A 23,289-nucleotide genomic window follows, 5' to 3' on the forward strand; every position below is an offset into this window, starting at 1 on the left:
GGGAGTTGACCACGGGCGCTCTACCCTTGGGGGCATGAAACAGCAGTACGTCACCATGGTCCTCGCAGGCCTCCTGATCGGAATCCTCGCGTTCGGCGCCGGCTGGTACACGGCGCGCGCCCGGGAGACCGCTCCGGCCCCGACCTACATCACGGTCACGCCGGAGCCGGTCACCGCGGGCACGATCTCCCCTCCCGCCTCGGAACGTGTTCGGTAACCGATCGACATCGTGGCGTGATGCGCTAACGGTGATCTTCGCGGCAGGGTGTCCGCGAAGATCACCGCCATGTGCGCCTGTTCGTGCAGGCCTTCGCATGACTCGTCGTCGGCGGATCCCCAGTGGGCGGCCGGCCATCCGCGCGGACATCAGAACCGGCGAGATCCGGCCCCGGTGCGCCTATGGAAAGATCGCCGGATTCCACGGCCGGTACCCCGGCATTCTCGGGATCATCCGGCCCTGCCCCGACCTCGTCGCTCGCTGTCCGCAGCTGCACGACGAATGGATCTCCGCCCCGCGCCCTCACCAGGCCTTTCGTTCTTCGAGAATCGGTCGAGAATCGGCTGAACCCGACAGAAACCCTGCGCCGTGTTTCTCATTAGGACGTGCACCGAGGAGGGGACGCCTCCGGAGCAGAACGGAGAAAGTCCAGCCTCGTCGGCCGCACATCTGTACGACCTCTCGAATGGCCAACAGTCGGCTGTCGTGGCGTCATATCCGGTCGATCTGCAAGGAGTCATTTCAATGTCTGCTCACCCCCTCCACGGCACCGGATCGTCGGGGATTTCCCGGAGGTCGGTCCTGACCGCCGCCGGACTCGCGGCCACCGGACTGGTGCTCGACAGCGCACTGGCCGCGCCCGGCGCCCACGCGGCAACGGCTCCCGCGATCTTCTACTCGCCGCACCAGGACGACGAGGCGATCGGGCTCGCCGGTTCGATCCTGGAGCACAAGGCCGCCGGGCGACCGGTCTATCTCGTGCTGGTGACCCGGGGCGAGAACGGCGGGCTCGCCGAGTACATGAATCAGGGCGCATGCAAGAGCCTGGGCAACAACTGCTCCGCCCCCGGGCACTACCACTCCCTCGGCTGGGACGAGACCTGGCCGACCCCCGAGGTCGTCGCCGGCCGTACGGCCGAGTTCAAGCTCTCCGCCAAGGCCCTGGGCGTCGACAAGGTCATCAACTTCGACCTCTCCGACGAGGCGGACGGCGACTTCGACGGCTTCGTGCCGAAGGTCATCGCCAAGGTCCGCTCGCTCGCCAAGCAGTACCCGGGCGCCTCGCACAAGTTCGCCGCGGGCTGGCTCGACGGGAACCCCACGCACAAGGCGTGCAGCGACGCCGCCTACTGGTTGATGAAGAACGGCGAGCTCACCGACGTCCGGTTCAACCACATCTACACCTACCAGCAGTATCCCAACCCCGCCGACCGCAACCGGGGCGCCTCCTACGTCCTCAACATCCCGGACGACCACATGAAGAAGAAGCGTGCCTCGATCCACGCCTACAACACCTGGGACCCCGCGCGGAACCTCTACAGCCTCGGCTACCACAGCGTGCCCGTCTGGCTGGAACAGTCGCTTGCCGACCCGCGGGAGTTCGTCTACACGCTCCCCTCGAACTACAAGCCGGGGCCGGTGAAATAGCCGGGTAGCCGGGCAGCCGGTCGGGGCCACGAGCTCGACCGGCGCGCGGTGGGGCTACTGACGGACGGCCCAGAAACGGTCGGCCATGTCGTCGTAGCCGACCGACGAGGACAGGGACTCCGGCGGCTCCTTCCAGAGCATCTGCCACTGGCCGTCGCCCGGGTCGTTGTCCACGATCACCTCCAGCCCGCGGGCGGTGTTGACCCAGCTGCTGGTCTGGTCGCGGAACCCGTAGTCGGCGAAGTACACCGGCTTGTCCTCGTGGAAGAGGTTGAACTGCAGCCTCCTACCGCCCCAGTTCTTGTCGGCGTAGAAGCAGTAGTAGGAGGGTTCGCTGGTCGGGGCCGGGCACTTCTTCCAGTCCGCGCCCCTGGCGGACCGGCGGTGGTGGTCCCCGCTCCACGGCGGAGCTTGTGACTCCCCGGGCAGCGGCAGGACCACCACCGCCCCGTCCGGGTAGGTGATCTCGTTGGCGGCGGTCTGCTTACCGTCCTTGCTCGCGGCGAGTTGGGCGTCCACTGCCTGCTGCAGCAGGTCGCGGTCACCGCGGGCCAGGTTTCTGATGGCGGGCCGCGCGTCCTCGCCCGTACTGGGCGCGGCGGCGGCCCGCGCCCCGAGGGGCGCAGCCAGGAGCACGAAGGCCACGACCCCACGAACGAGGAGACTGCGGACTCGAGAGTGCGTCATATTCCAACGGTAGCGATACGCATACGATATGTGATGCTCGCGCCTCAATCAGGGGGCGTGAAACGGCACGCACGCGCTGATCGCTCGAAACCTGCGCCTGGGAGTGCACCTGTTGCTCGCCGCGCCCGTCCGGGTTCGGGTCACGGGCAGCCGGTGGCTGGTGGCCGGTGGGCCGGCCAACTGCGAACGTTCGACCTCACCTCGCCTCGACTGGTCACGTCCGGATGCGGAACTTCCGTGTGACATAGCCAATTTGGGTGAAGGTGCGCCCACCGATCGACGGCGGGGGGACGGGGCGCCGTAGCCTCGGTGGCGACCCGTCGCCGCCGAGGTGCGCGATCCGTTCGGGGCCACGGGAATTCGTCGACTCGGAAAGGCCATCGACAGAAATGACACTCTCATCGGGCTCATCGGGCGGGAACGACGCGACGGCCGGCGGGCCCTCCCGCCGGAAGCTCCTCAAGATCGGCATCGGCGTCGCCGTGGGGGCGGGGGCCATCGGCTCGGGCGCCCCCGCGGCGGTCGCCGGCGGTCCGAACGACCCTCCGAGCCCGACGGTCGCGACCAAGGTGAAGAACCTCAGCGGACCGGTCGAGACCGGGCCGTTCGCCTCGCCGTGGACCGACCTCGGCATCCCGGTGCTGTGTCCGGACGGCACGATGCTCTTCGTCTGCGGCGACACCTTCGACGGCGCCCAGGTGGGCGCCGCCGACTGGCGCGCCCCGGTCGGTCTGCGTTCCAGCAGCGCCGACCTGAACAACCTGCGCATCGACGGCAGCGTCGGCGGCAACCACGCCAACAGCCTGGTCGACGAACCGCACAACCCGGTCGGCGACAAGGCCACGACCGCGATCCCGTCCGACGTGTTCGTCGTCGACGGCGTGATGTACATGCACCTCATGCGCGGTGTCATCTACGACACCCACCACACCGACTTCTGGCGCTCCACCGACAACGGTGAGACCTGGCAGTACCTGTGCCAGTGGCCGGGCGACCTGTACGGCGGCCAGTTCCAGCAGAAGACGTACGCCGTGGCCGACGACGGCTACTGCTACGTCCTGTCCACGGTCTTCAACCGCGACGTGGAATCGGGAATGCTGCTGCACCGGGTACGAAAGGAGAGCCTCGGCAATCCGGACGCCTACGAGCCGTGGGGCTACGCGGACGGCGGCTGGCGGTGGGACGCGCCCGCCCCGACGACCGTCTTCGGCACCCGCAAGTGGGGCGAGATGTGCTTCCGCGCCATGGACGGCAAGTACGTCCTCACGTGGCTGAACATGGACGCACTGTCGATCAGGGCGATGGTCTTCGCCCTTCCGACCTCGGACCTGACCACGACGCTGGAGCAGGCCATGATCCTCCCCTGCGCACCGGGCCAGGAGATCGCCAACCTGGTCGCCAGCCCGTACGGCGGTTTCGTCATCCCCGGCTCGACGTTCGGCAACTTCCACATCGTCGTCAGCCAGTGGTACGACCCGACGAACTACCGGATCATGCAGTACCGGATCAACATGCTGTCCTGAGCGCGTACCGGCTTCGGGCCGATGCCGGCGCCTCGCGTCGGCTCGGCGCACAGCCCGGCGCACGGCCCGGAAATCATGTCGACCGCGCTCGTCTCCTCCGGTACGGTCGCGGGGTTGTTTTCGCTACCGGGAGCCCGTGCGGTTCGCGTGTGGTCTCCCCGGCGGTTCCCCGGCTGAGAGCAGGTATTCGTCATGGCGTGTCGTATCGGTGAGCTCGTGCTCGGTTGCCGCGACCCCGAGGTGCTGGCGCGGTTCTGGTGCGAGGTCCTGGACTTCGTCGTGCTCGGTCGCGAGGACGACGGCTCGATGGAGATCGGGCCGCGCGAAGGGTTCGGCGGTGCGCAGCCGACGATCTTCCTCAGCCGCCGGGACGAGCCGGAGGCGGGCAAGTCCCGGCTGCACATCGACGTGAACGCCACCGACCGCGATCAGGACGCCGAGCTCGAACGCCTTCTGGCGCTCGGCGCGCGCCCGGCCGACATCGGCCAGACCGGGCAGGAGCAGTGGCACGTCCTGACCGACCCCGAGGGCAATGAGTTCTGTCTGCTCAAGGCCCGCATCGACCCGCTCTGATGTGCCGGTGAGGGTGAAGGCGGAGCAGCGAGCGGGCGGCGCCCGGATTCTGCTGGTGATCCCTGCCGCGGCGCTGCTCGCTTCTTGCTGCGCGTCGGCACCGGAGAGCGGTGCGGCCGGGCAGGGTGAGGACCGCCGCCCGACCGCCACCGCGACGACCCCGGCGCTGGTGCGGACGGACGTCGACCCGTTGAAGCGCCGCTTCCCGCAGCTGGGCGAGCTGTCCGCGACGAAGTGGGTCGGCCGGGTGCTGACGAAGAACTCGGTGCCGGAGGTCCCCGGTCCGACCGACGTGAGCCTGGACGGGGTGGCGCAGCTCGATCCGGCGACGCTGGCGGCGATCACGGGCAGCGGGACGTGGCGGGAGGGTGGCATCGGGTGCGGTGTCCCGCAGGAGATCGCCGCCGAGGTCGGGGACACGACGGCGTGGCTCCACAGTGAGGCCTTCGACACGTCAGTCACGCGGACCGAGTACACGGGGAGCTTCTACTTCGACAGGCAGGCCAACCGCGTGTACTTCTGCACGGTGAACCCGAAGGAACGAACCGGCTGATTCCACCGCTCGGTGGTTCGCTGCTCGCAGGATGGCGCGGGGCCGCTGACGGGCCGCCAGCAGTAAGACGCCCAGATCAAGGTGTGTGCTGCTACTCCGTGTGGCTCCGGAGCGCGGCGAGGGTCTCCTCGACCAGCAGCCGTGCCTCGGCCACGGTGGCCGTCAGCACTTCGGCGCTCTCTCCGGGCGCCCCCAAGAGGTGGCGGACTCGCGGGCCGAAGCCGGCTGGCGCGGCCGGAAGTTTCTCGGCGACGGCCAGTGCGCCCTTCTCGTTGAGGCACCAGCGCCGGTCGTCGGCGAACATCGCTTGCACGAGTACGCCGACGGCCCGGGAGAGGCAGAGCGCGACGTACAGCGTGTCCGCCCGTGCCACGCCCTTCGCTGCGGCGCCGACCAGGAATTCCGCTTCCCAGGCTCCCGCCGTCAGGGCCTCTCGCAACGGCTCGGGGTAGGTCGCGGCCTCCTGCTGGAGGTTCGTCAGCTCGCGGGCGGGGTCGGCAAGGACCTGGCCGAGCGCCACCTCGCCCGCGTAGCAGGGCGACCAGAAGCCGAGGGGATGTCCCGCCTGCACGCCGACTTCGTACCGGCCCTCGCGGCAGTCCGCCCACACCTGCTCGACCCGGTCCACCTCCCGCAGGATCCAGTCCACCGCCACGCCGTCGACGTGCAGCCACGCGCCGCCGTTCACCCACGGCCCCCAGCCGCCCGGGCCGGCCACCTCCACCCCAGGGCCGGCCAGCGCGCGCAACGCGGCGAGATCGAGCCCGCCACGGTAGTAGACGCCGAGGTCCCAGTCCGAATCCGGCCGGTGCTCTCCGCGGGCCCGGCTGCCGCCGAGCATGACTCCGACGACGCCCGGCACCTCGGCCAGGCGGTTGGCCATCTCCTCGATGATCGCTCGCACGGGACGAGTCTGGCAGTCACCGACGTGTCGGGCCAGCCGTTTCCGCCGGTGCTCACCGGATGCGGGGGCTTCGGGGGCGGGTGCGCCCGTCGGACCGGATCGGGGTCCTGGCGCCGGAGCCGACGGGTGGGCTCCGGCGCCAGGACCTCTTCCTGATGGGGCGGTTGGCCGCGAGGGGGCGGCGTCAGACCTGGTAGCGGTCCGGGGCGAGGAGGTGCAGGTGTTCGGCGACCCAGTCGGAGGTGTGGCGCAAGCCCTCGTCCAGGCCGACCTGGGGCTGCCAGCCGGCCAGGTCGCGCGCCTTGCGGTTGTCGGAGAGCAGCCGTTCGACCTCGCTGCCGCCGGGGCGCAGCCGGGTCGGGTCGACGACGATGTCGGCGTCCCGGCCGGAGGCGACGATCAGGGCCTTGGCCAGGTCGCCGATGGACACCTCGCTGCCGGTGCCGAGGTTGACGGTCTCGCCGAGCGTGCGGTCGGCGCGGGCGATGGCCAGGAAGCCCTCCGCGGTGTCGGTGGCGTAGGTGAAGTCCCGGGTGGGGGTGGTCGAGCCGAGCCTGATCTCCCGTGCGCCGGAGTGGAGTTGGGCCAGGATGGTGGGGATGACGGCGCGGGCGGACTGGCGCGGGCCGTAGGTGTTGAACGGGCGGACGACGGCGACCGGCAGTTCGAAGGCGTGCCAGTAGGAGAGTGCCATCATGTCCGCGCCGATCTTCGAGGCGGAGTAGGGCGACTGCGGCTGGAGCGGGTGGCGCTCGTCGATGGGTGCGGTGATCGCGGTCCCGTACACCTCGCTGGTGGAGGTGTGCACCAGGCGGGCGCCGTGCCGCAGGCAGGCGGCGGCGACGTTCTGGGTGCCGACGACGTTGGTCTGCACGTAGGCCTCGGGGGCCTGGTAGCTGTAGGGGATGCCGATGAGCGCGGCGAGGTGGAAGACGGTGTCGCAGCCGGCGACGGCGTCCAGGACCCGGCCGGCGTCGCGGACGTCGCCGGCGAGCATCTCGACGGGGCTGTCGGGGTCGGCCAGGTAGTGGGCGAGGTATCCGCGCTCGGCGTACGGCTTGTAGTGGACCAGGGCCCGGACGCGGGCGCCGCGGGCGACCAGCAGGTCGACGAGGGTGCTGCCGATGAAGCCTTCGGCGCCGGTGACCAGGACGGTCCGGCCGGTCCAGTCCTGGTGGGCGGCGGGGGTGGTCGGGGCGGTGCGGTGGTTCATGGTGGTCCTCCGATGGTTCGGGGCGGGTGGTCGGCGGTCAAGCGGTCGAGCGGTCAGCGGTCGTACGGGGCGGGGCCGGGGACGGGGGCCGGGACGACGGGCGGCGCGGGCGCCGGGGTCCGGCCGATGACGCGCAGCACCTTGGCGGCCAGCAGGTCGGCGGCGCGCGCGTGGTCGCCCGGGTCGGCGGCCTGTGCCATCGCGGCGAGCCGGGCCGGGTCGGCGAGCAGGGGTTCCACGAGGGCGGCCAGCCGTTCGCCGGTGCACTCGCCGTCCGGCAGCAGCAGGCCGGCGCCCGCGTCGGAGAGGACGCGTGCGTTGTGGGTCTGGTGGTCGTGCGGCGCGTGCGGGTAGGGCACCAGCACGGCGGGCATCCGGAGGCTGGAGAGTTCGGCGACGGTGGCCGCGCCGGCCCGGCACACCATGAGGTCGGCGGCCGCGTAGGCGAAGTCCATCCGGTCCAGGTAGGCGACGGCGTGCGCCACCGGGTTGCCGTCCAGCGCCGCCCGGACCTGTGCCAGCGCGGCCGGGCCGGTCTTGATCAGCAGCCGCCGGTCGGTGCGGTGGCGCCAGCGTCCGGCCAGTTCGACGGCGGCCTCGGTGAGCCGGGCGGCGCCGAGGCTGCCGCCGTTGAAGACCAGCAGCCGGACGCCGTCCGGGACGGCGAAGTGCCGACGGGCCTCGGCGCGCAGCGCCGCCCGGTCGAGCTGGGCGACGGCGCCGACCAGCGGCATCCCGACGGTCTGCGCGGAGCGGCCGGCGGGCAGGTGCTCGCGGGTGCGGTCGAAGGCGAGCGCGATGTGCGGGGTGAGCCGGGCGGCGAAGCGGTTGGCCCGCCCGGGCACCGCGTTCGACTCGTGCACCACGCTCGGCAGACCGGCCATCCTGGCGCCGACGATCACCGGCGCGCTCGGGTAGCCGCCCATGCCGACCGCGACCTGCGCGCCCTGGGCCCACAGGATCTCCCGGCAGTCCCGGCCGGAGCGCAGCAGCGCCGCAGGCAGCAGGTAGCGGCGCGCGCCGAGGGAGGCGTCGAAGGGGATCATGTCGACGGTGTGCAGCCGGTAGCCGGCCTGCGGGATGAGGGTGGTCTCCAGCCCGCGTTCGGTGCCGACGAAGGAGATCACGGCCCGCGGGTCGGCTCTGCGCAGCGCCTCGGCCAGTGCGAGGCCCGGGTAGATGTGTCCGCCGGTGCCGCCGGCGCCGATCACCACCGACAGGGGGCGGGCCGGATCGTGGTTGGCGTGGGTGCCGTGGTTGCCGTGTTCTGTCCGCATGCCGTCGAGCTTGCTGAGGCGGCCTAAGAGACTTCTCAGAGCCGCTTGGCGGGGGTCGTCGGCATGGGCGACGGACGAGCTAAGAGGCTTCTCAGATTCGTTCTGAGAGGGTTGTCCGCATGAGCAACGGGCAGAGAGTGCTGGTCGTCGACGACGATCCGGAGGTGCGGGCCGCCGTCGAGGACGGGCTGGCCGTCGAGGGCTATCAGGTGCGCGGCGCCGCCGACGGGCTGGCGGCGCTGAGCGAGGTGGCCGGCTGGCAGCCCGACGCGATGGTCCTCGACCTGATGATGCCCGTCCTCGACGGGCTGGCCGTCTGCCGCCGGCTGCGGGCCCTGGGCGACCGGCTCCCGATCCTGGTGCTGACCGCGCGCGACTCGGTGAGCGACCGCGTCGACGGCCTCGACGCGGGGGCCGACGACTACCTGATCAAGCCGTTCGCCCTGGACGAGCTGACCGCCCGGCTGCGCGCCCTGCTGCGGCGCAGCGCCCCGGCCGCCGAGGAGCCCGGCTACCGCTTCGCCGACCTGGAGGTCGACCCGGCCACCCGGACCGGGAGCAGGGCCGGGCGGCCGGTGGAGTTCTCGCGCACCGAGTTCGCGCTGCTGGAGGTGCTGCTGCGCCACCCCGGCCAGGTGCTCCCGCGCGAGGTGATCATGGAGCGGGTGTGGGGCGCCGACTTCGGCCCCGACTCCAACTCCCTCGCCGTCTACGTCGGTTACCTGCGCCGCAAGCTGGAGGCCGGCGGCGAACCCCGGCTGGTGCACACGGTGCACGGGGTCGGCTACCGGCTGGACCGGGCTTGAGGGCGCACGCGCGCTGGCGGCGCCGGCGCCCGTTGCGCACCCGACTGGCCCTCGCCTGCACGGCCGCGGTCGCCGTGGTGGCGCTCGGGATCAGCGCGGCCGCGTTCAGCATCGTCCGCTACGAGCTCAACCACCAGCTCGACCAGCACCTCACCCAGCAGGCGACCCTGGTGCAGCAGCAGCACCGCGACCAGGGGCCGCAGGTCGTCTACGGCGAGTGCAACTTCCTGGCCGCCCCGGCGTGCGCGCAGATCGTCTCCGCCGACCCCGGCAAGGCGCCGACCGAGCAGTACCTGCTGCCCGTCACACCGGACACCCGCCAGGTCGCGAACCGGCAGCGGGCCGGCTACTTCACCGACCTCACCATCGGCGGCCACCCGGCCCGGATGCTCACCACCCCGATGATCGCGGCGCCGCCGGGCACCCGGCAGGCCGTCCAGGTCGCGCTGCGCGCCGACAGCGTCCAGGAGGGGGTGCGGCAGGCCGGCGCGCTGATGGCGGCCGTCGCGGCGGCGGGCCTGCTGCTGGCCGCCGTACTCGGGCGCGCCGTGGCCCGCACCGCCCTCGCCCCGGTCGCCCGGCTGACCCGCACCGCCGAGCGGATCGCCGACACCCGGGACGCGGGGCTGCGGATCGAGCTGCCGCCCGGGCGCCGGGAGGACGAACTGACCAGGCTGGCGGGCAGTTTCAACACCATGCTGGGCGAACTGGAGCAGTCCGTGGCCGCCCAGCGCCGGCTCGTCGCCGACGCCTCGCACGAGCTGCGCACCCCGCTGACGGCGCTGCGCACCAACGCCGAACTGCTCGCCCGCGCCGACCGGTTGACCGAGGGCCAGCGGGAGCGGGCGGCGGCCGCGCTGCACCGCCAGCTGCGCGAGGTGACCGGGATGGTGAACGACCTCATCGAGCTGGCCCGCGACGAGGAGCCGCAGCCGCTGCTGGAACAGGTCGCGGTCGGCCGGCTCGTCGAGCACTGCGTCGACACCGCGCGCGGCCACTGGCCGGCGATCGCCTTCGCCCTGGACAACGACGCGGACGGCGCCGCGGGCCATGGCTCCGCCGAGCGCACCGTCCCCGGCGTGCCGGCCCGGCTGGCCCGGCTGGTCTCCAACCTCCTCGACAACGCGGCCAAGTTCAGCCCGCCGGGCGCCACGGTCGAGGTCCGGCTCACCGCCGGGCTGGAACTGACCGTCCGCGACCACGGCCCCGGCATCTCACCCGAGGACCTGCCGTACGTCTTCGACCGCTTCTACCGGGCCTCCGCCGCCCGCGCCCTGCCCGGCTCCGGACTCGGGCTCGCCATGGCGCGGCAGATCGCCCACGCGCACGGCGCCACCCTGACCGCCGAGGCCGCCCCCGGCGGCGGGGCGCTGTTCCGCCTGCGGCTGCCGGGCTGAACGGGACGGCCCGGCCGAGGTCGGTCGGATTCCTCGACAGGAGGCGTCGATGCGTCGGATGGAGCATCCATCCGAGCTGTTCGAGGTCGGCCAGGAGATCGACGTTGCGGGATTCCCTCACCTCTCCGAGCTGACCGGCGAACCGGCCGAGACTCCGGATCTGCTTGTCGATGAAGGCGAGCTGATCACGGTGAAGGTAGCCGAGGTCGACCTCCAGCGTCACCGGGTACGGCAACGCGCGGCCGGCGGAGCGGACACATCTCACGACTGGTCGCAAGAAGCGTGACCACCCGGTGCCAACAATCACGCACCGCTGATCAGAAGACGCCAGCTCGCCTGGTCCTACTGGTTCCAAATCCTGTGTCCTGGCTCATGACCGCGCCGGAGTTCAGTGGTTGCCACCGAGAGGGATTCCTGTGAAAGTCTGATTGTTTCATCTGTTGTTTCGAACTCACCTTATGCTTACGAGGGTTGACGTCCATCGGGGATGCGGCCCGCTGTGGGCACGGGCGAGGGCAGGGCCTACCCGGGCGATCCTTTGCCAGGCCCGTACCGGCTGCCAGTGGCGCTACCCGCCCCCCAACTCAAGCTGAAATCCGACAAAGGTTCGCAGAACGCCCTCGCTGGGCGAGAAGTTCGCCAGAGGCCACCTCCAGCGCCCGGTGAAGTTCGGTCACAAATGAACTCAAACGGACGTTCTCGGGCTGGCTCGCAGCGGTGACGGTCAAAGCGAGGATCAGGCCGATGGTTTCTGTGAGAATGCCGCGCTTTCGGTACGAAGTGGCGTTTCACCCAACGGCGTTGCGGGGATGAAAGGGTCAATTCAACCGCCGGGCTGCCTATCCCTCCTCAGGGTGAGCGGCCCGTGGCTATGCCCAGTGTGCGGTCAGTCGTCGATGTGCCCCAGGGCGGGATCTGCGGTCCTGGGCGATTTCCACCCGACGGCTCGACGGGACGAGGGCAGCCCCCACCGAAGGGGTCCGCATGAGTACGGACGTTCAGATAGCAGCGCAGGAACTGCTGCCGATCCCCAGCCCTGTCGGCCACGCCGCCACCGGCCAGGTGGCGGCGGCAGGCCCCGAAGACCCTACGATCGCTGTCGGCACCAGTCCTGTCGGGCTGGCGTTCACCCCCGGCGGTGACCTCTACGTCACCAACAGCGGCTCGAACAGTGTGACGCTGATCGACACCAGCACCGACACCGTCACCATCGCGAGCATCCCCGAAGGCGGCACCACCCCGAGCTGGCTGACCGCCGCCCCCAACGGCAACGCCTACATCCCCAACAACGGCTCGGCCAACGTGTCGGTGCTGAACACCGCCACCAACACCCTCGTGGGCGCCCCGATCCCGCTGTCCGGCGGTCCGGCCGCGGCGGTGGTCGTTCCCAGCGGCAACGTCTATGTCAGCCAGTTCTTCGCGAACAGCGTGTCCCTGATCAACACCACCACCAACACCGTTACGGGCGGGCCCATCGCCGTCGGCTCCAACCCGGTCGGAATGGCCGTCGCACCCAACGGCAACGCCTACGTCGCCAACCGAGGGTCGAACAACGTCACGGTGATCGACACCGCCACCAACACCGTGGTGGGCGCCGCCATCCCCGTCGGCACCCAGCCGAACTTCATCGCGATCGCCCCCAACGGCAACGCCTACGTCGCCAACATCGCATCCAGCAACGTGACGGTCATCGACACCACCACCAACACCGTCCTGGTCCCCAGCATCCCCGTCGGCTCCAGCCCTTGGGGAATCGCGGCCGCCCCCAACGGCATCGTCTACACGGCCAACCTCGGGGCCAACAACGTGACGGTGATCGACACCAGCACCAACACCGTGGTGGGCGCCGCCATCCCCGTCGGCACCGAGCCGATCGACGTGGCGGTCGCCCCCAACGGCAAGGTCTATGTCGCCAACTTCGGGTCGAACAGCGTCAGCGTCTTTCAGGGCGCGCCCACGCTGAGCGGCATCAGTCCCAACCACGGATCCACCGCCGGCGGCACCGTGGTGACCATCACCGGCACCAACCTGACCGGCGCCAGCGTCACCATCGGCGGCAACCCCGCCACCAACGTCATCGTCAATGCCGCGGGCACGCAGATCACCGCCACCACCCCGCCCGGGGCGGCCGGACCGGCCACCGTCACCGTCGCCACCCCCAGTGGCACCGCCAGTCTGGTCAACGGCTTCACCTACGTGGCCGACGCCACCTCGCTGACCGCGACCCCAGCGCTGGCCAAGCTGTTCCCGCCGCACGTGTTCTACCCGTTCCTCAACGCCACCCTGGTCGACCTCGTCACCGGACTGCCGGTGCCCGGCCAGACCATCACCTTCAGCACCGGCAACCGGGCCCTGGGCACCGCCATCACCAACGCCGAAGGCACCGCCCAGCTTTCCGAGGCGATCACCTTCCCGCTGATCCTCGCCAACGACGGCTACACCGCCGCCTTCGCCGGCACCGCCGGCCTGCTGCCCTCCACCGCCAACGCAGGCGTCATCATCCCGTAGCCGGCGAGGAGGCAGAAGACGAAGACGGAGATCGCCCGGCCCGGTCCCTGACCGCGGCCGGGACGTGACCACCTCCGACGGAACCGTCTCTCCGTCCCGGGCTACCGACTCGGAGCCAGAACGCCTTCCCACCCGGCACTACGTCGGCACTGTCCAGCGGGTGAAACGCTGGACGTCCGAACACTGATTGATCACGGAACACGCCGTGACGGCAGAAGGTGCGGCCTCAGGCCATCGCCTGGCGCTCGCGCAGGACGACGACCCCTTCGCCGTCGAGCTGGTCGCAGTAGGGCGCGCGGCCGGCCATCGCCATGACCAGGGCCAGGGTGGTGCCGGACACCCGTGGGCCGTCACCGGCGACGAAGGGGCCGTCGGTGGCCGCCAGCCGCAGGCCGGCGGCACGCTTCTTGGAGAGGACGGGCAGGTCGGAGCCCTGGTAGTAGGCGGCCAGGGCGGTCAGGACGTCCACCGGGTAGTCCCGCTCGATGCCGAGCGGTCGGCGGATGTCCTCCGCGTGCACGACGGTCTCCCCGAGCATCGCCACTTTCGGCAGGGGCGGCTTGGTCGTACTGGTGATCACCTGGCGGAACCGCGCGAGCGTCTCGGTCGGAGCGGCGCCCATGTGCTCGGCCAGCCGCAGGGCGACCTGCCGGTCGAAGTCGAAGCGGCAGCGGATCACACCCGCCATCCACCGCACCGGGCCGAGGCTCGCCCCGGCGGTCATGTGCGCGAGCACCTCGCGGACGGTGAACCGGTCGCAGAGGGAGCGGGTGGCCCACTGCCCCTCGTCCAGTCCCGCCAGGTCGGCGGCCAGGGCCGCCCGTTCGGCGTGGACCTGCGCCCAGGTGCCCGTCGCGGGTCGAGGACTGTCGTTCGGTGTCGACGGTGGCATGCGGGCACTGCTCCTGTGCGGTAGTCGGGCGGGCGCCGAACCGGGCATCGGCGAAGCGAAGCCTCGCACGCGTGGAGCCACTGCGCATCCGCCCATCACCGCTGTACAAGGCGCGGGGCTTTGATCCGGGGGTGGCGACTTCGCCCTGCCGGCCCTCGGAGTCGCCCGCCGTGGACACGGTCCCGGAAGCGAACGCGCCCGTGGGCAGGGCCGTGGGGTTCCCGTCGACCGGGAGCGGGTAGGGACCGGTCCGCGTGTTGCCCGCGCACCAGGGTGGGCTGCCCGTACGGTGGGGCTCCCCATGTACGCCCGAGCGGGTACGGCCGTTGGCGCCCGCACACCGGGGCGCGGTGGCCAACTCCCCTGTGAGCGGTACGAGTCACGGAGGTGCAGGCGTGGAGCAGTGGTCCAGGCGCGAGGACGAACGGCTGCTCACCGGCCGGGGCCGCTTCGTCGCCGACATCGAGGTGCCCGGTTGCCTGGACGCGGCGTTCGTGCGCAGCGGCGTGGCCCACGGTGTGCTGCGCGGGGTGGACTGCGCTGCCGCCCGGGAGGTGCCGGGGGTGGTGGGGGCCTGGTCCGGCGCGGATCTGTCGGAGCCGGGCCCGGCCGGGACGGCGGCCTCCGGCTTCCAGGGGCTTCCGTCGGTGCCGTACACCTTGTTGGCCGGGCTGTCCTCGGAGGAGGCCGTGGCGGGCCGGGAGTGGCCGGCGCTGGCGAGGGACCGGGTGCGGTACGTGGGCGAGGCGGTGGCGGTGGTACTGGGCGAGGATCGCTACCGGGCCGAGGACGGGGCGGCGGCGGTGTCCGTCCGGGTCGACCCGCTGCCCGCAGCAGTCACTGCGGGCGCGGCGGCGGCGGACTCGGTCCGGTTGTTCGACGGTCTGAGCAACACCGTCTTCCGTGGGGAGGCCGGTCAGCCGATCGACGAGTCGGTGTGGCGGCGGGCCTCGGTGGTGGTGGAGGGCCGCTACCGCCAGCAGCTCCTGCTGCCGTCCCCGATGGAGTGCCGGACGATCCTCGCCGTGCCCGAAGGGGACCGGCTGACGGTCTGGTCGGGGCACCAGATGCCGCACCGGCTGCGGCGTGAACTGGCGGCGCTGCTGGGGTGGCCGGTCGACCGGGTGCGGGTGGTGGTCCCGGACACCGGCGGGGCGTTCGGGTCGAAGAGCGCGGCGTGGCCGGAGTTCGTCGTGGTCGCCCACCTGGCGGTGCGGCTGGGCCGGCCGGTGCGGTGGATCGAGGACCGGCTGGAGTCGATGACGGCCGCGCCCCGGGGCCGGGGGCAGGACCAGCGGGTGCGGCTCGCCGCCGACGCCGAAGGACGGCTGCTCGCCTACGAGTTGGAGGTCGACGCCGACGTGGGCGCCTACCCCCACCTCGGGGCCGGGCTGCCGATGCAGACCGCCCGGATGGCCACCGGCCCGTACGCGACCCCGCAGGTGCACGCGACCGTCCGCTCGGTGCTGACCAACACGATGGTGACGTACCCGTACCGCGGTGCCGGACGGCCGGAGGCGGCGATCGCGCTGGAGCGGGCCATGGACCTGCTGGCTCGTGAACTCGCCATGGATCCGGCCGAGTTGCGGCGTCGCAACCTCATCCCGCCGCACCGGTTCCCGTACCGGACGCCCACCGGCCGGTGCTACGACAGCGGGAACTACGCCGCCGCGCTGGACCTGGCGCTGGAGACCCTGGACTACGACGGTTGGCGGGCCGAGCAGGCCCGGCGCCGAACGGACCCTGACGCCCTGCCGCTGGGCATCGGCCTGTCCTGCTACGTGGAACGCTCCGGCGGGGAGCCGGGCGGGCTCCACGAGTTCGGCGGCGTCGAGGCCACGGCGGACGGCGCGGTCCTCGCCCGCTGCGGCGCGGCCTCCGCCGGCCAGGGGCACGAGACGGTCTTCCCCGCGCTGGTGGCCGAGGCCCTGGGCGTGGACGCGGGCCGGGTCCGGCTGGTCGAGGGGGACACCGACGAGCAGCCCGAGGGAATGGGCTCCTTCGGCAGCCGCTCCGCCCAGGTCGCCGGCGCGATGCTGCGGCACGCCGCGCAGTTGCTGCTCGACGAGGCGCGGGAGCGGGCCGCGCGGCTGTGGGGCGTTCCCGCCGAGGCCGTGGACTGGTCCGACGGCGCCGCGCGCCTCGCCCGTGGCGGCTCACCGGCGATCGGGCTGGCCGAGCTGGTGCGGGCGACCGGGCCGCTGCGGGTGGACGACCGGTTCGAGGCGGGCATGGCCTTCCCCTTCGGCGCCCACGCGGTGGTGGCCGAGGTCGATCCCGAGCTGGGCACCGTACGGCTGCTGCGGGTGGTGGCCGTGGACGACTGCGGCGTGCAGCTCGATCCGGTGATCGTGCGCGGGCAGGCCTTCGGGTCGGCGGTGCAGGGCATCGGCCAGGCCCTGTACGAGGGGATCCCCTACCGGGACGACGGCGTACCGCTGTTGGCCACCGGGCTGCTGGACTACCTGCTGCCGACCTTCACCGAAGTGCCGTCCATCGAGGTCAGGGACACCTGCACCCCGGGCACGGGCACGCCGCTGGGTGCCAAGGGCGCGGGCGAGTCGGGCTGCATCGGTACTCCGGCCGCGGTCGTCAACGCCGTGGCCGACGCCCTGCGGATCGCCGACCCCGACCTGTTGCAGATGCCGCTCACCCCGGACGCGGTCTGGCGGGCGGCCCGTGCCCCGAAGCTTGCGGAGGCGGCCCGGTGAAGCCCGCCGCCTTCGACTACGCCGTACCGCGCACGGTGGCCGAGGCCGTCGAGGCGCTCGGCTCCGCGGACAGGACGGCCCAGGTGCTCGCCGGCGGGCAGAGCCTGATCCTCGACATGCGGCTGCACCGCGTGCGCCCCGGGCTGGTGGTGGACATCAACCGGCTCCCGGGACTCGACCAAATCGACCCGGACGGCGGCACGCTGCGGATCGGCGCCCTGGTACGGCACCGCGCGTTCGAATCGGCACAGGCCGTCCCCGGCCCGCTCGGTGCGCTGTTCGCCCGCGCGGCGGTCCACATCGCCCACCCTCCCATCCGCTCGCGCGGCACGATGGCGGGCAGCTTCGCCTGGGCGCACCCCGCCTCCGAGTGGTGCGCCGTGGGCGCCGCCCTGGACGCCGACGTCGAGCTGTCCGGCCCGCGGGGCACGCGCACGGTCGCGGCCCGGGACTACTTCCGGGGGCCGCACCTGACCGCGCGCCGACCGGACGAACTGCTCACCTCGGTGGCCTTCCCGCTGCTCGGCGAGGACACCGGGGTCGGCTTCACCGAGCACCGCCGTACGCACTTCTGCTTCTCCCAGGTCGCGGTCGCCGCCGCCCTGACGGTGCGGGACGGGGTGGTCTCCGAGGCCCGGATCGGGCTGGCCAACTGCGCCGACCGGCCGGTGCGGGCCCGCGCTGCCGAGCAGGCGCTGACCGGCGCCGAGGCCTGGGCACCCACCGACGGACACCGGCTGCCCGACGGGCACCCGTTCGTCCGGGCCGGCGGGATCGCGGCGCAGCAGGACGCCGCACCCGTGCCGGAGCCGTACGCCGACGTCGAGTACAAGCGTCACGCCGTCGCGGTGCTGGTCGCCAGGACGCTGCACCAGGCGGCACGGGACCTGCGATCCCGCCGCGCCGAGCCGGACGGAGACCGCGTATGAGGATCACCCTGACCGTCAACGGCGAGACGCAACGCCTCGACGTGGAGCCCCGCCGCATCCTCGCCGACGTGCTGCGGGAGGACTGCCGGCTGACCGGCACCCACCTGGGGTGCGAGCACGGCGTCTGCGGGGCGTGCACGGTGCTGGTGGACGGCGAGGCGGTCCGCTCCTGCCTCGTGTTCGCCGTGCAGTGCGACGGGAGTTCGGTGGGCACCGTGGAGGGCCTCGCCGGGCCCGGCGGCGATCCCCACCCCCTCCAGCGGGCGTTCTCCGCCGAACACGCCCTGCAGTGCGGCTTCTGTACCCCGGGGTTCCTCATGGTCGCCGCCGGCGCCCTGGCGGCCGACTCCGATCTCGCGGACTCCCCCGAGAAGGTCGACGCCCTGGTCGGCTCCAACCTCTGCCGGTGCACCGGCTACGAACCCATCCGCCGTGCGATCCTGCGGGCCGCCCGCGAGCAGAACGCGCCGCGCCCGGACGACATGCCGGATGCGCGGCAGCAACCGTCCGCTCACGACCGCCCGTAGAAGACGATCACCCAGCGGTGCCGGCCGAGGCGTTGCCCGCGGCCCGGCACAGGCTCGCCCGGTTGGTCAGAGGAAGGAGCCGCCGGAGACCTCGATGCGCTGGGCGGTCACCCAGCGCAGGCCCTCGGAGGCCAGCGTGGCGATGGCGTCGCCGATCTCCTCGGGTTCGCCGACGCGGCCGAGCGCGGTCTGCCCGGCCAGCCCCTGGCGCATCTCGGCGTCATCCCGCATGGCACCGCCGTTGAAGTCGGTGGCGGTCGGCCCCGGGGCGATGGAGTTGACCCGGATGCCGCGGGGGCCGAGTTCTGCGGCCAGAGTGCGGCTCAGCGCCTCGACGGCGGCCTTCGAGGCGGAGTAGACCGAGGTCGCGGGACTGGTGTGGCGGGTCAACGACGACGAGACGTTGATGACGTGGGCGCCCTGCGCCAGCAGCGGCACGAGCGACTGGACGAGGAAGAACGTGCCCCGCACGTTCGTGCCGAACACCGTGTCGAAGTCGTCGGCCGTGACAGCTTCCAGCGGGCCGAAGACGCCCACCCCCGCGTTGTTGACCACGACATCGAGCCGCGAAGCCCCCCAGCGCTCGAGCAGTCCGCTCAGTTCGGAAGTGAAGGCTCCGAAGGAGGAGACGTCGCTGATGTCGAGGCGCGCGACAGCGGCGGTACCGCCCGCGGCTTGCACTTGCCGCGCCGTCTCCTCGGCCCCGGCCGCATCACCGCGATGGGTGACCACGACCCGCACCCCGCGCGCCGCCAGCGCAAGAGCCGTGCTCCGGCCCAGACCACGGTTCGCACCGGTCACCAAAGCGATCCTGTCGGCTGTCATCGGCTGCTCCCTCATCGCACGGCACCAGGGGGACATCGGGCACCGCCATCAGAGGCGAGTCGGTTGACTCGCCTCTCCATCGCACCGTAGGCGCGCCAAAGGTGGCGAGTCAAGTGACTCGCCTCGGAGCTAGGGCATACTGCACCCATGGCAGCAGAGCTCTCCGCGCATCACCGCCGTCTCGCCCAGCAGAAGCGCGACGCGATCATCTCCGCGGCCACGGACCTCTTCCTGAACCGCGGTTACGACGGCACCTCCCTCGCCCGCATTGCCGAAGGTGCGGCAGTCTCGAAGTCCACCCTGTTCAAGCAGTTCCCCACCAAGGCAGCCCTCTTCGAGGCCATCGTCACCGAGTCCTGGCAGCGTGACGCCGCAGGCGCCGTCGCACGACCTCAGGCCGGAGACCTGCGTTCCGGCCTGACCTCCATCGGCCACCGCTACGCCGACCTGATCGGCCGGCCCGGCATGACAGCCCTGTTCCGCATCGTCATCGCCGAGCTGCCCCGCTTCCCCGAACTGGGACGGATGCAGTTCCAGCTCGGCAAGCTGCCCTACTTCGCCTCGGTCCAGCACTACCTGGAGTCGGAGCACGAGGCCGGCAACGCCGACGTCCCGGACGCCGAGAGCGCCGCCAACCAGTTCCTCGGGATGATCGCCAACTACGTCCTGTGGCCCCGCATGCTGCTGACCGACTGGAACCCCGCAGCCCCTGACATCCGCTACGCCGTCGAGCAGGCGGTGGAGACCATGCTCGCCCGCTACGCCTCCGATCGACCAGCCTGATCCGAAACCGGAATTCGCACGCCGCCGCCCCGGTGCCGGAGGGGCCCGCGGAGGTGCGACCGTGCGGGCCATCGCTGTCGGCAAACGACGGCGAGCTCAAGCGGTCAGCACATCACCGCTGTTGAGGAGGCGAGACGGCCGGCCGTGCGCCGGGAGGCAAGGACGGATGCGCGCGCAGTCCATCCCCCCGCCCCGCGCCGGGCTAGTTTCGGCCTCCCAGGCAGGCCAGGCGACCCCACGCGATCGTCGCGGGGCACGGAGGCCTGCCGCGACCCCACACCAGACGAAGGCCGGCACGACGATGACCGATCTCCGCGACGGGCAACCACACAGCACCCCGGACGCCTTGTGGTGCCCCTTCCCCTCCCTGACGAACCCCCACGCCGAACAGGCCGACCGGCAGAGCCTGGACTGGCTGGCGCGCCACCGGCTGCTGGACGGGCGGCTCCGGCAGTCCGACCGGATCGGGCGCCAGCGCAGCGGCCACCTGGCCGCCCGGACCAACCCCGAGGTCCCCGCCGAGATGCTGCGTCTGCTGTCCGACTGGTACGTGTGGCTCTTCGCCTTCGACGACGGGTACTGCGAGGACCGCGAACGCGGCGACCGCCCCGGGCCGCTGGCCCGCACGACCGCTCTCCTCGCCCGGGTGATCGACCCCGAGCCGCCCGGCGACGAGGTGCCCGGACCGGCCGGCGCCTACGCGGCGGCCCTGCGGGAGATCCGGGACCGGGTCGCCGCACAGGCCTCGCCGTCACAGCTGTTCCGGTGGGAGTGCACGGTCCGCGACTACCTCTCCGCCCAGGTGTGGGAGGCCGCCAACCGCGAGGCGGGCACCGTACCGGGCCCGTCCGAGTACGCCGCCATGCGCAGGCACGCCGGGGCGACGTACACCTGCCTCGCCCTGGTCGACATCGCCGCCGGTTACGAAGTCCCGGCCGCGGAGGCGGACGGGCCTTCGCTGCGCAGGCTCAGGGACCTCACGGCGAACCTGGTGAGCTGGGACAACGACCTGTACTCCCACGCCAAGGAGACCGCGGGCGGCCAGGGCCGCCACAACCTGGTCGAGGTCCTCGCCCGCCACCACCACTGCTCTCCGGCCGAAGCCCGACGGTCCGCCGTCGCCATGCGTGACGCCGAGATGCGCGCGTTCATCGAGCTGAGCCGAACCATCCGCACGGACGGCAGCGACGCGGCCTCGACCTACGCCCGCAGCCTCGGGCTGTGGCTGCGCGGGCACATCGACTGGTCCCGCCACACCTCCCGGTTCGACGTGCCGGCCCCCGCGGCGGGGCACTGATGCGCGAGGAGGACACCCCGCCCGGCACCGCGCCGTGCGCACCGGGCCACCTGCCGCTGCTCGGGCACCTGCTCCCCCTGCTCACCCGCCCCGTGCCCTTCCTCCAGTCCCTCGCCGACCACGGCCCGGTCGTGCGGATCCACCTGTGGCGCAGACCGGTCCACGTCCTCACCGATCCCGAGCTGGTCCACCAGCTGCTCGTTCGGGACGCCGCGAAGACCGAGAAGGGATTCGTCTTCGACAAGGCCCGCGGCCTGCTGGGCAACGGCCTGTTCACCGCCGAGGGCGCGTTCCACCTCCGCCAGCGACGCCTGGTCCAACCGGCCTTCCACCGCGACAGCATCCACCGGTACGCCGCCCTGACCGCACGCGTGGCAGCGGCGGCGGTGTCCCGCTGGGAACCCGGGCAAGCCGCGCCGATCGAGCCTCGGATGCACCGACTCGCCCGGGACATCGTGGTCGAGGCACTGTTCGCCACCCGCCTGAGCCACGCCCAGAAGGCCCGGATCGACCGGGCCGTGCCCGTGGTCCTCACCGGATTCGTCCAGCGAGCCCTCTACCCGTCACCGCTGCTGGAAAAGCTGCCCGTACCGGCCAACCGGCGCTTCGACACGGCGGTCCGCGACCTGCGCACCGTCGTGGACGAGATCATCGCCCAGGCCGCCGCCCCGCAGCAGGCCCCGGACGACACGCTGCTGTCCCTGCTGCTGACCACCCGCGACAAGGAGACCGGCCTCGCCATGGCACCGGCCCAGGTCCGGGACGAAGCGGTCTCGCTGCTCCTGGCCGGCACCGAGACGACCGGCACCACGCTCGCCTGGTTCTTCCACGAACTCGCCCGGCACCAGGAGCTGCAGGACGAGCTGAGCGAGGAGGTGCGCGCCGTCGCCGCCGACGGCGCCGTGTCCCCTGGCGACCTGCCGCGCCTGGAGCGCACAGGCCACGCGCTCAGCGAGACCCTCCGCCTCCACACCCCCAACTGGATCCTGATGCGCCGGGCAGTGGCACCGCTCCGGTACGGCGGTGTCCTCCTGCCCCCGGGGACGGAGATCCTCTTCAGCCCGACCGCGCTGCACCGCTCCCCGAAGCTCCACCCCGACCCGCTGCGATTCGACCCCGACCGCTGGCGCCACCCCACGGACCGCACCCCGCCCAGGCTGTTCCTCCCCTTCGGCGCGGGCCGGCACAAGTGCGTCGGCGAGTCCTTCGCCTGGACCGAGCTGCTCGTCGTCGCCGCAGCCGTCCTCGCCCGCCTGCGGCTCAGGCCCGCCACCGCCACCCTCCTCCGGGAGAGCGCCACCGCCGCCACCATCCGCCCGTGCGGCCCGCTGCTCGTCGCCGAACCGCGATGAGCAGGGGCGCGCGGCGCGGGAGCACGAGTACGCCGCCGCGAGGGCATCGAGCCGGCTCGCCCCCTCCTGCTGGCCCACACACTCGCAGTCGCCGCCTCCCGCGCACCAGGAGCACCTGCTGGACCTGCGTGCCCGAGCCGGCACCGATCCGGGCGACCGCGAGGAACTACGGACCGCGCTGCAGGATCCGTCCATCCTCGACGGCTACGAGCACTCACCTACCCGCTGACGATCCGGATCGTTCCGTCCCCCCGGCAGCCGCGCCCTCCTGCCTGCCGAATCCCGAGCGGCGACCGCACCTCGCCTCGACCGCTTCCGTGCCGAGGCGGAGCAGTTGGGCGGTCCTGGACCAGGTGCGGCCCAAGTGGCCGCTCGGCCGCCGGACTCAGCGGACCTCCACCGTCACCGGCTCGGAGGTCCGTTCACGAACGGGGTGGCGGTCGTCCGGGCCGGTCAGGCCGAACAGCGCCGCGCGGTACTCCAGGACGCCGCCGTGTGCGGCCTTGACGTGCGCGGTGGCCTCCGCCTCGGTGCCCGTCTCGACCACGGCGCCACAGATGATCCGGGCCCACGTCGAACCGCTGCTGCGGCCCTCCAGGCACACCTGGAGGTAGGCGGCACCGTCGTCGTCCCCGTGCCCCGTGACCGTGAAGGTCGTGCCGACCCGCGCCGTGTGCGGAGCCGTGACCTCCACGTCGCCCTTGGCGAACGCCGGCCCGGCCGCCAGGGCCACCGAGGCCAGGCCCAGCGCACCGATCACGGCGGCCCGGCCGCCCCGCGTCGTCGTCCCGGTCCTCTTCGTACCGCTCATGGACTGACCTCCTCTGGAACTCCCCCGCCCGGGGGCTGCGCCCTGCGTGGGCGCCCGGTTGCGCCTCACCGATTAT

General features: G+C 72.2%; 22 protein-coding genes. 15 read left to right on the plus strand and 7 right to left on the minus strand.

What is annotated here, in order from left to right; translation table 11 throughout:
• Positions 1–34 precede the first annotated feature (34 nt).
• Both ACFVTF_RS06540 and ACFVTF_RS06545 read left to right on the plus strand, forming a co-directional pair.
• Complete coding sequence (locus ACFVTF_RS06540) at positions 35–217, plus strand: hypothetical protein (protein WP_331743815.1); 183 nt, start codon at positions 35–37, stop codon at positions 215–217.
• A 525-nt stretch (positions 218–742) separates the two neighbouring features.
• Positions 743–1,645, plus strand: coding sequence for a PIG-L deacetylase family protein (locus tag ACFVTF_RS06545; protein ID WP_387809902.1), 903 nt, complete (start codon positions 743–745; stop codon positions 1,643–1,645).
• 54 nt (positions 1,646–1,699) lie between these two features.
• Here ACFVTF_RS06545 and ACFVTF_RS06550 read toward each other — a convergent pair whose 3' ends face one another.
• Positions 1,700–2,332 carry a peptidase inhibitor family I36 protein gene (locus ACFVTF_RS06550; protein ID WP_387809905.1) on the minus strand — a complete coding sequence of 211 codons (633 nt, stop codon included), beginning with the start codon at positions 2,330–2,332 and terminating at the stop codon, positions 1,700–1,702.
• A 389-nt stretch (positions 2,333–2,721) separates the two neighbouring features.
• Between ACFVTF_RS06550 and ACFVTF_RS06555 the strand changes: the two genes are divergently transcribed.
• The 3 genes from ACFVTF_RS06555 to ACFVTF_RS06565 all read left to right on the plus strand — a co-directional run bounded on the left by ACFVTF_RS06555 (position 2,722) and on the right by ACFVTF_RS06565 (position 4,981).
• Complete coding sequence (locus ACFVTF_RS06555; protein ID WP_387809907.1) at positions 2,722–3,855, plus strand: DUF4185 domain-containing protein; 1,134 nt, start codon at positions 2,722–2,724, stop codon at positions 3,853–3,855.
• A gap of 192 nt (positions 3,856–4,047) precedes the next feature.
• The gene (locus ACFVTF_RS06560) at positions 4,048–4,428 is read left to right on the plus strand and encodes a VOC family protein (RefSeq protein ID WP_063352049.1); all 381 of its coding nucleotides are present in this window, start codon (positions 4,048–4,050) and stop codon (positions 4,426–4,428) included.
• 7 nt (positions 4,429–4,435) lie between these two features.
• Entirely contained in the window at positions 4,436–4,981 is a 546-nt protein-coding gene (locus ACFVTF_RS06565) for a hypothetical protein (protein WP_387809910.1), read from the plus strand.
• A gap of 91 nt (positions 4,982–5,072) precedes the next feature.
• On the opposite strand, the gene ACFVTF_RS06570 is transcribed toward ACFVTF_RS06565, so the two are convergent.
• From ACFVTF_RS06570 to ACFVTF_RS06580, 3 genes are all read right to left on the minus strand, one after another.
• Positions 5,073–5,885, minus strand: coding sequence for a nucleotidyltransferase domain-containing protein (locus ACFVTF_RS06570; RefSeq protein ID WP_387809913.1), 813 nt, complete (start codon positions 5,883–5,885; stop codon positions 5,073–5,075).
• A 184-nt stretch (positions 5,886–6,069) separates the two neighbouring features.
• Positions 6,070–7,098, minus strand: a complete 1,029-nt coding sequence (locus ACFVTF_RS06575) for an SDR family NAD(P)-dependent oxidoreductase (protein ID WP_387809916.1) — start codon at positions 7,096–7,098, stop codon at positions 6,070–6,072.
• 53 nt (positions 7,099–7,151) lie between these two features.
• Positions 7,152–8,375, minus strand: coding sequence for a glycosyltransferase (locus tag ACFVTF_RS06580; protein ID WP_387809919.1), 1,224 nt, complete (start codon positions 8,373–8,375; stop codon positions 7,152–7,154).
• Between the two features lie 119 nt (positions 8,376–8,494).
• Here ACFVTF_RS06580 and ACFVTF_RS06585 point away from each other — a divergent pair, with 119 nt between their 5' ends.
• The 4 genes from ACFVTF_RS06585 (at position 8,495) to ACFVTF_RS06600 (ending at position 13,086) form a co-directional block, all read left to right on the plus strand.
• Entirely contained in the window at positions 8,495–9,181 is a 687-nt protein-coding gene (locus ACFVTF_RS06585) for a response regulator transcription factor (protein ID WP_331743843.1), read from the plus strand.
• Positions 9,178–10,578 (plus strand): sensor histidine kinase, encoded by a 1,401-nt coding sequence (locus ACFVTF_RS06590; RefSeq protein WP_387809922.1) that lies wholly within the window; start codon positions 9,178–9,180, stop codon positions 10,576–10,578. The genes ACFVTF_RS06585 and ACFVTF_RS06590 overlap by 4 nt, the downstream gene beginning before the upstream one ends.
• A 49-nt stretch (positions 10,579–10,627) precedes the next feature.
• Complete coding sequence (locus ACFVTF_RS06595; RefSeq protein WP_387809925.1) at positions 10,628–10,864, plus strand: hypothetical protein; 237 nt, start codon at positions 10,628–10,630, stop codon at positions 10,862–10,864.
• Between the two features lie 698 nt (positions 10,865–11,562).
• On the plus strand, positions 11,563–13,086 hold the full coding sequence (locus ACFVTF_RS06600) for an IPT/TIG domain-containing protein (protein ID WP_387809928.1): 1,524 nt from the start codon (positions 11,563–11,565) through the stop codon (positions 13,084–13,086).
• Between the two features lie 226 nt (positions 13,087–13,312).
• On the opposite strand, the gene ACFVTF_RS06605 is transcribed toward ACFVTF_RS06600, so the two are convergent.
• Positions 13,313–13,978: a maleylpyruvate isomerase family mycothiol-dependent enzyme gene (locus ACFVTF_RS06605; RefSeq protein ID WP_387809930.1), complete on the minus strand. Its 666-nt coding sequence runs from the start codon at positions 13,976–13,978 to the stop codon at positions 13,313–13,315.
• 395 nt (positions 13,979–14,373) lie between these two features.
• Between ACFVTF_RS06605 and ACFVTF_RS06610 the strand changes: the two genes are divergently transcribed.
• From ACFVTF_RS06610 to ACFVTF_RS06620, 3 genes are read left to right on the plus strand one after another with little or no spacing between them, the layout of a single operon-like run.
• Positions 14,374–16,689 (plus strand): xanthine dehydrogenase family protein molybdopterin-binding subunit, encoded by a 2,316-nt coding sequence (locus ACFVTF_RS06610; RefSeq protein WP_387809933.1) that lies wholly within the window; start codon positions 14,374–14,376, stop codon positions 16,687–16,689.
• Positions 16,686–17,618, plus strand: a complete 933-nt coding sequence (locus ACFVTF_RS06615; protein WP_387809936.1) for an FAD binding domain-containing protein — start codon at positions 16,686–16,688, stop codon at positions 17,616–17,618. The genes ACFVTF_RS06610 and ACFVTF_RS06615 overlap by 4 nt, the downstream gene beginning before the upstream one ends.
• Complete coding sequence (locus tag ACFVTF_RS06620) at positions 17,615–18,145, plus strand: (2Fe-2S)-binding protein (RefSeq protein ID WP_387809939.1); 531 nt, start codon at positions 17,615–17,617, stop codon at positions 18,143–18,145. Before ACFVTF_RS06615 ends, ACFVTF_RS06620 begins: the two co-directional genes overlap by 4 nt.
• Before the next feature lie 66 nt (positions 18,146–18,211).
• Here the strand turns inward: ACFVTF_RS06620 and ACFVTF_RS06625 are convergent, their stop codons facing one another.
• The gene (locus tag ACFVTF_RS06625; protein ID WP_387809942.1) at positions 18,212–18,970 is read right to left on the minus strand and encodes an SDR family NAD(P)-dependent oxidoreductase; all 759 of its coding nucleotides are present in this window, start codon (positions 18,968–18,970) and stop codon (positions 18,212–18,214) included.
• Between the two features lie 147 nt (positions 18,971–19,117).
• Here ACFVTF_RS06625 and ACFVTF_RS06630 point away from each other — a divergent pair, with 147 nt between their 5' ends.
• The 3 genes from ACFVTF_RS06630 to ACFVTF_RS06640 all read left to right on the plus strand — a co-directional run bounded on the left by ACFVTF_RS06630 (position 19,118) and on the right by ACFVTF_RS06640 (position 22,402).
• Positions 19,118–19,753 (plus strand): TetR/AcrR family transcriptional regulator, encoded by a 636-nt coding sequence (locus tag ACFVTF_RS06630; protein WP_387809944.1) that lies wholly within the window; start codon positions 19,118–19,120, stop codon positions 19,751–19,753.
• Positions 19,754–20,054: 301 nt separating this feature from the next.
• Positions 20,055–21,050: a hypothetical protein gene (locus tag ACFVTF_RS06635; RefSeq protein ID WP_387809947.1), complete on the plus strand. Its 996-nt coding sequence runs from the start codon at positions 20,055–20,057 to the stop codon at positions 21,048–21,050.
• Positions 21,050–22,402, plus strand: coding sequence for a cytochrome P450 (locus ACFVTF_RS06640; protein WP_387809950.1), 1,353 nt, complete (start codon positions 21,050–21,052; stop codon positions 22,400–22,402). Before ACFVTF_RS06635 ends, ACFVTF_RS06640 begins: the two co-directional genes overlap by 1 nt.
• Positions 22,403–22,787: 385 nt before the next feature.
• Here the strand turns inward: ACFVTF_RS06640 and ACFVTF_RS06645 are convergent, their stop codons facing one another.
• On the minus strand, positions 22,788–23,213 hold the full coding sequence (locus ACFVTF_RS06645) for a hypothetical protein (RefSeq protein ID WP_387809953.1): 426 nt from the start codon (positions 23,211–23,213) through the stop codon (positions 22,788–22,790).
• Positions 23,214–23,289: the final 76 nt, after the last annotated feature.

This window comes from Kitasatospora sp. NPDC057940, from assembly GCF_042887425.1.
In the GTDB taxonomy this organism is placed as follows: Bacteria; Actinomycetota; Actinomycetes; order Streptomycetales; family Streptomycetaceae; genus Kitasatospora.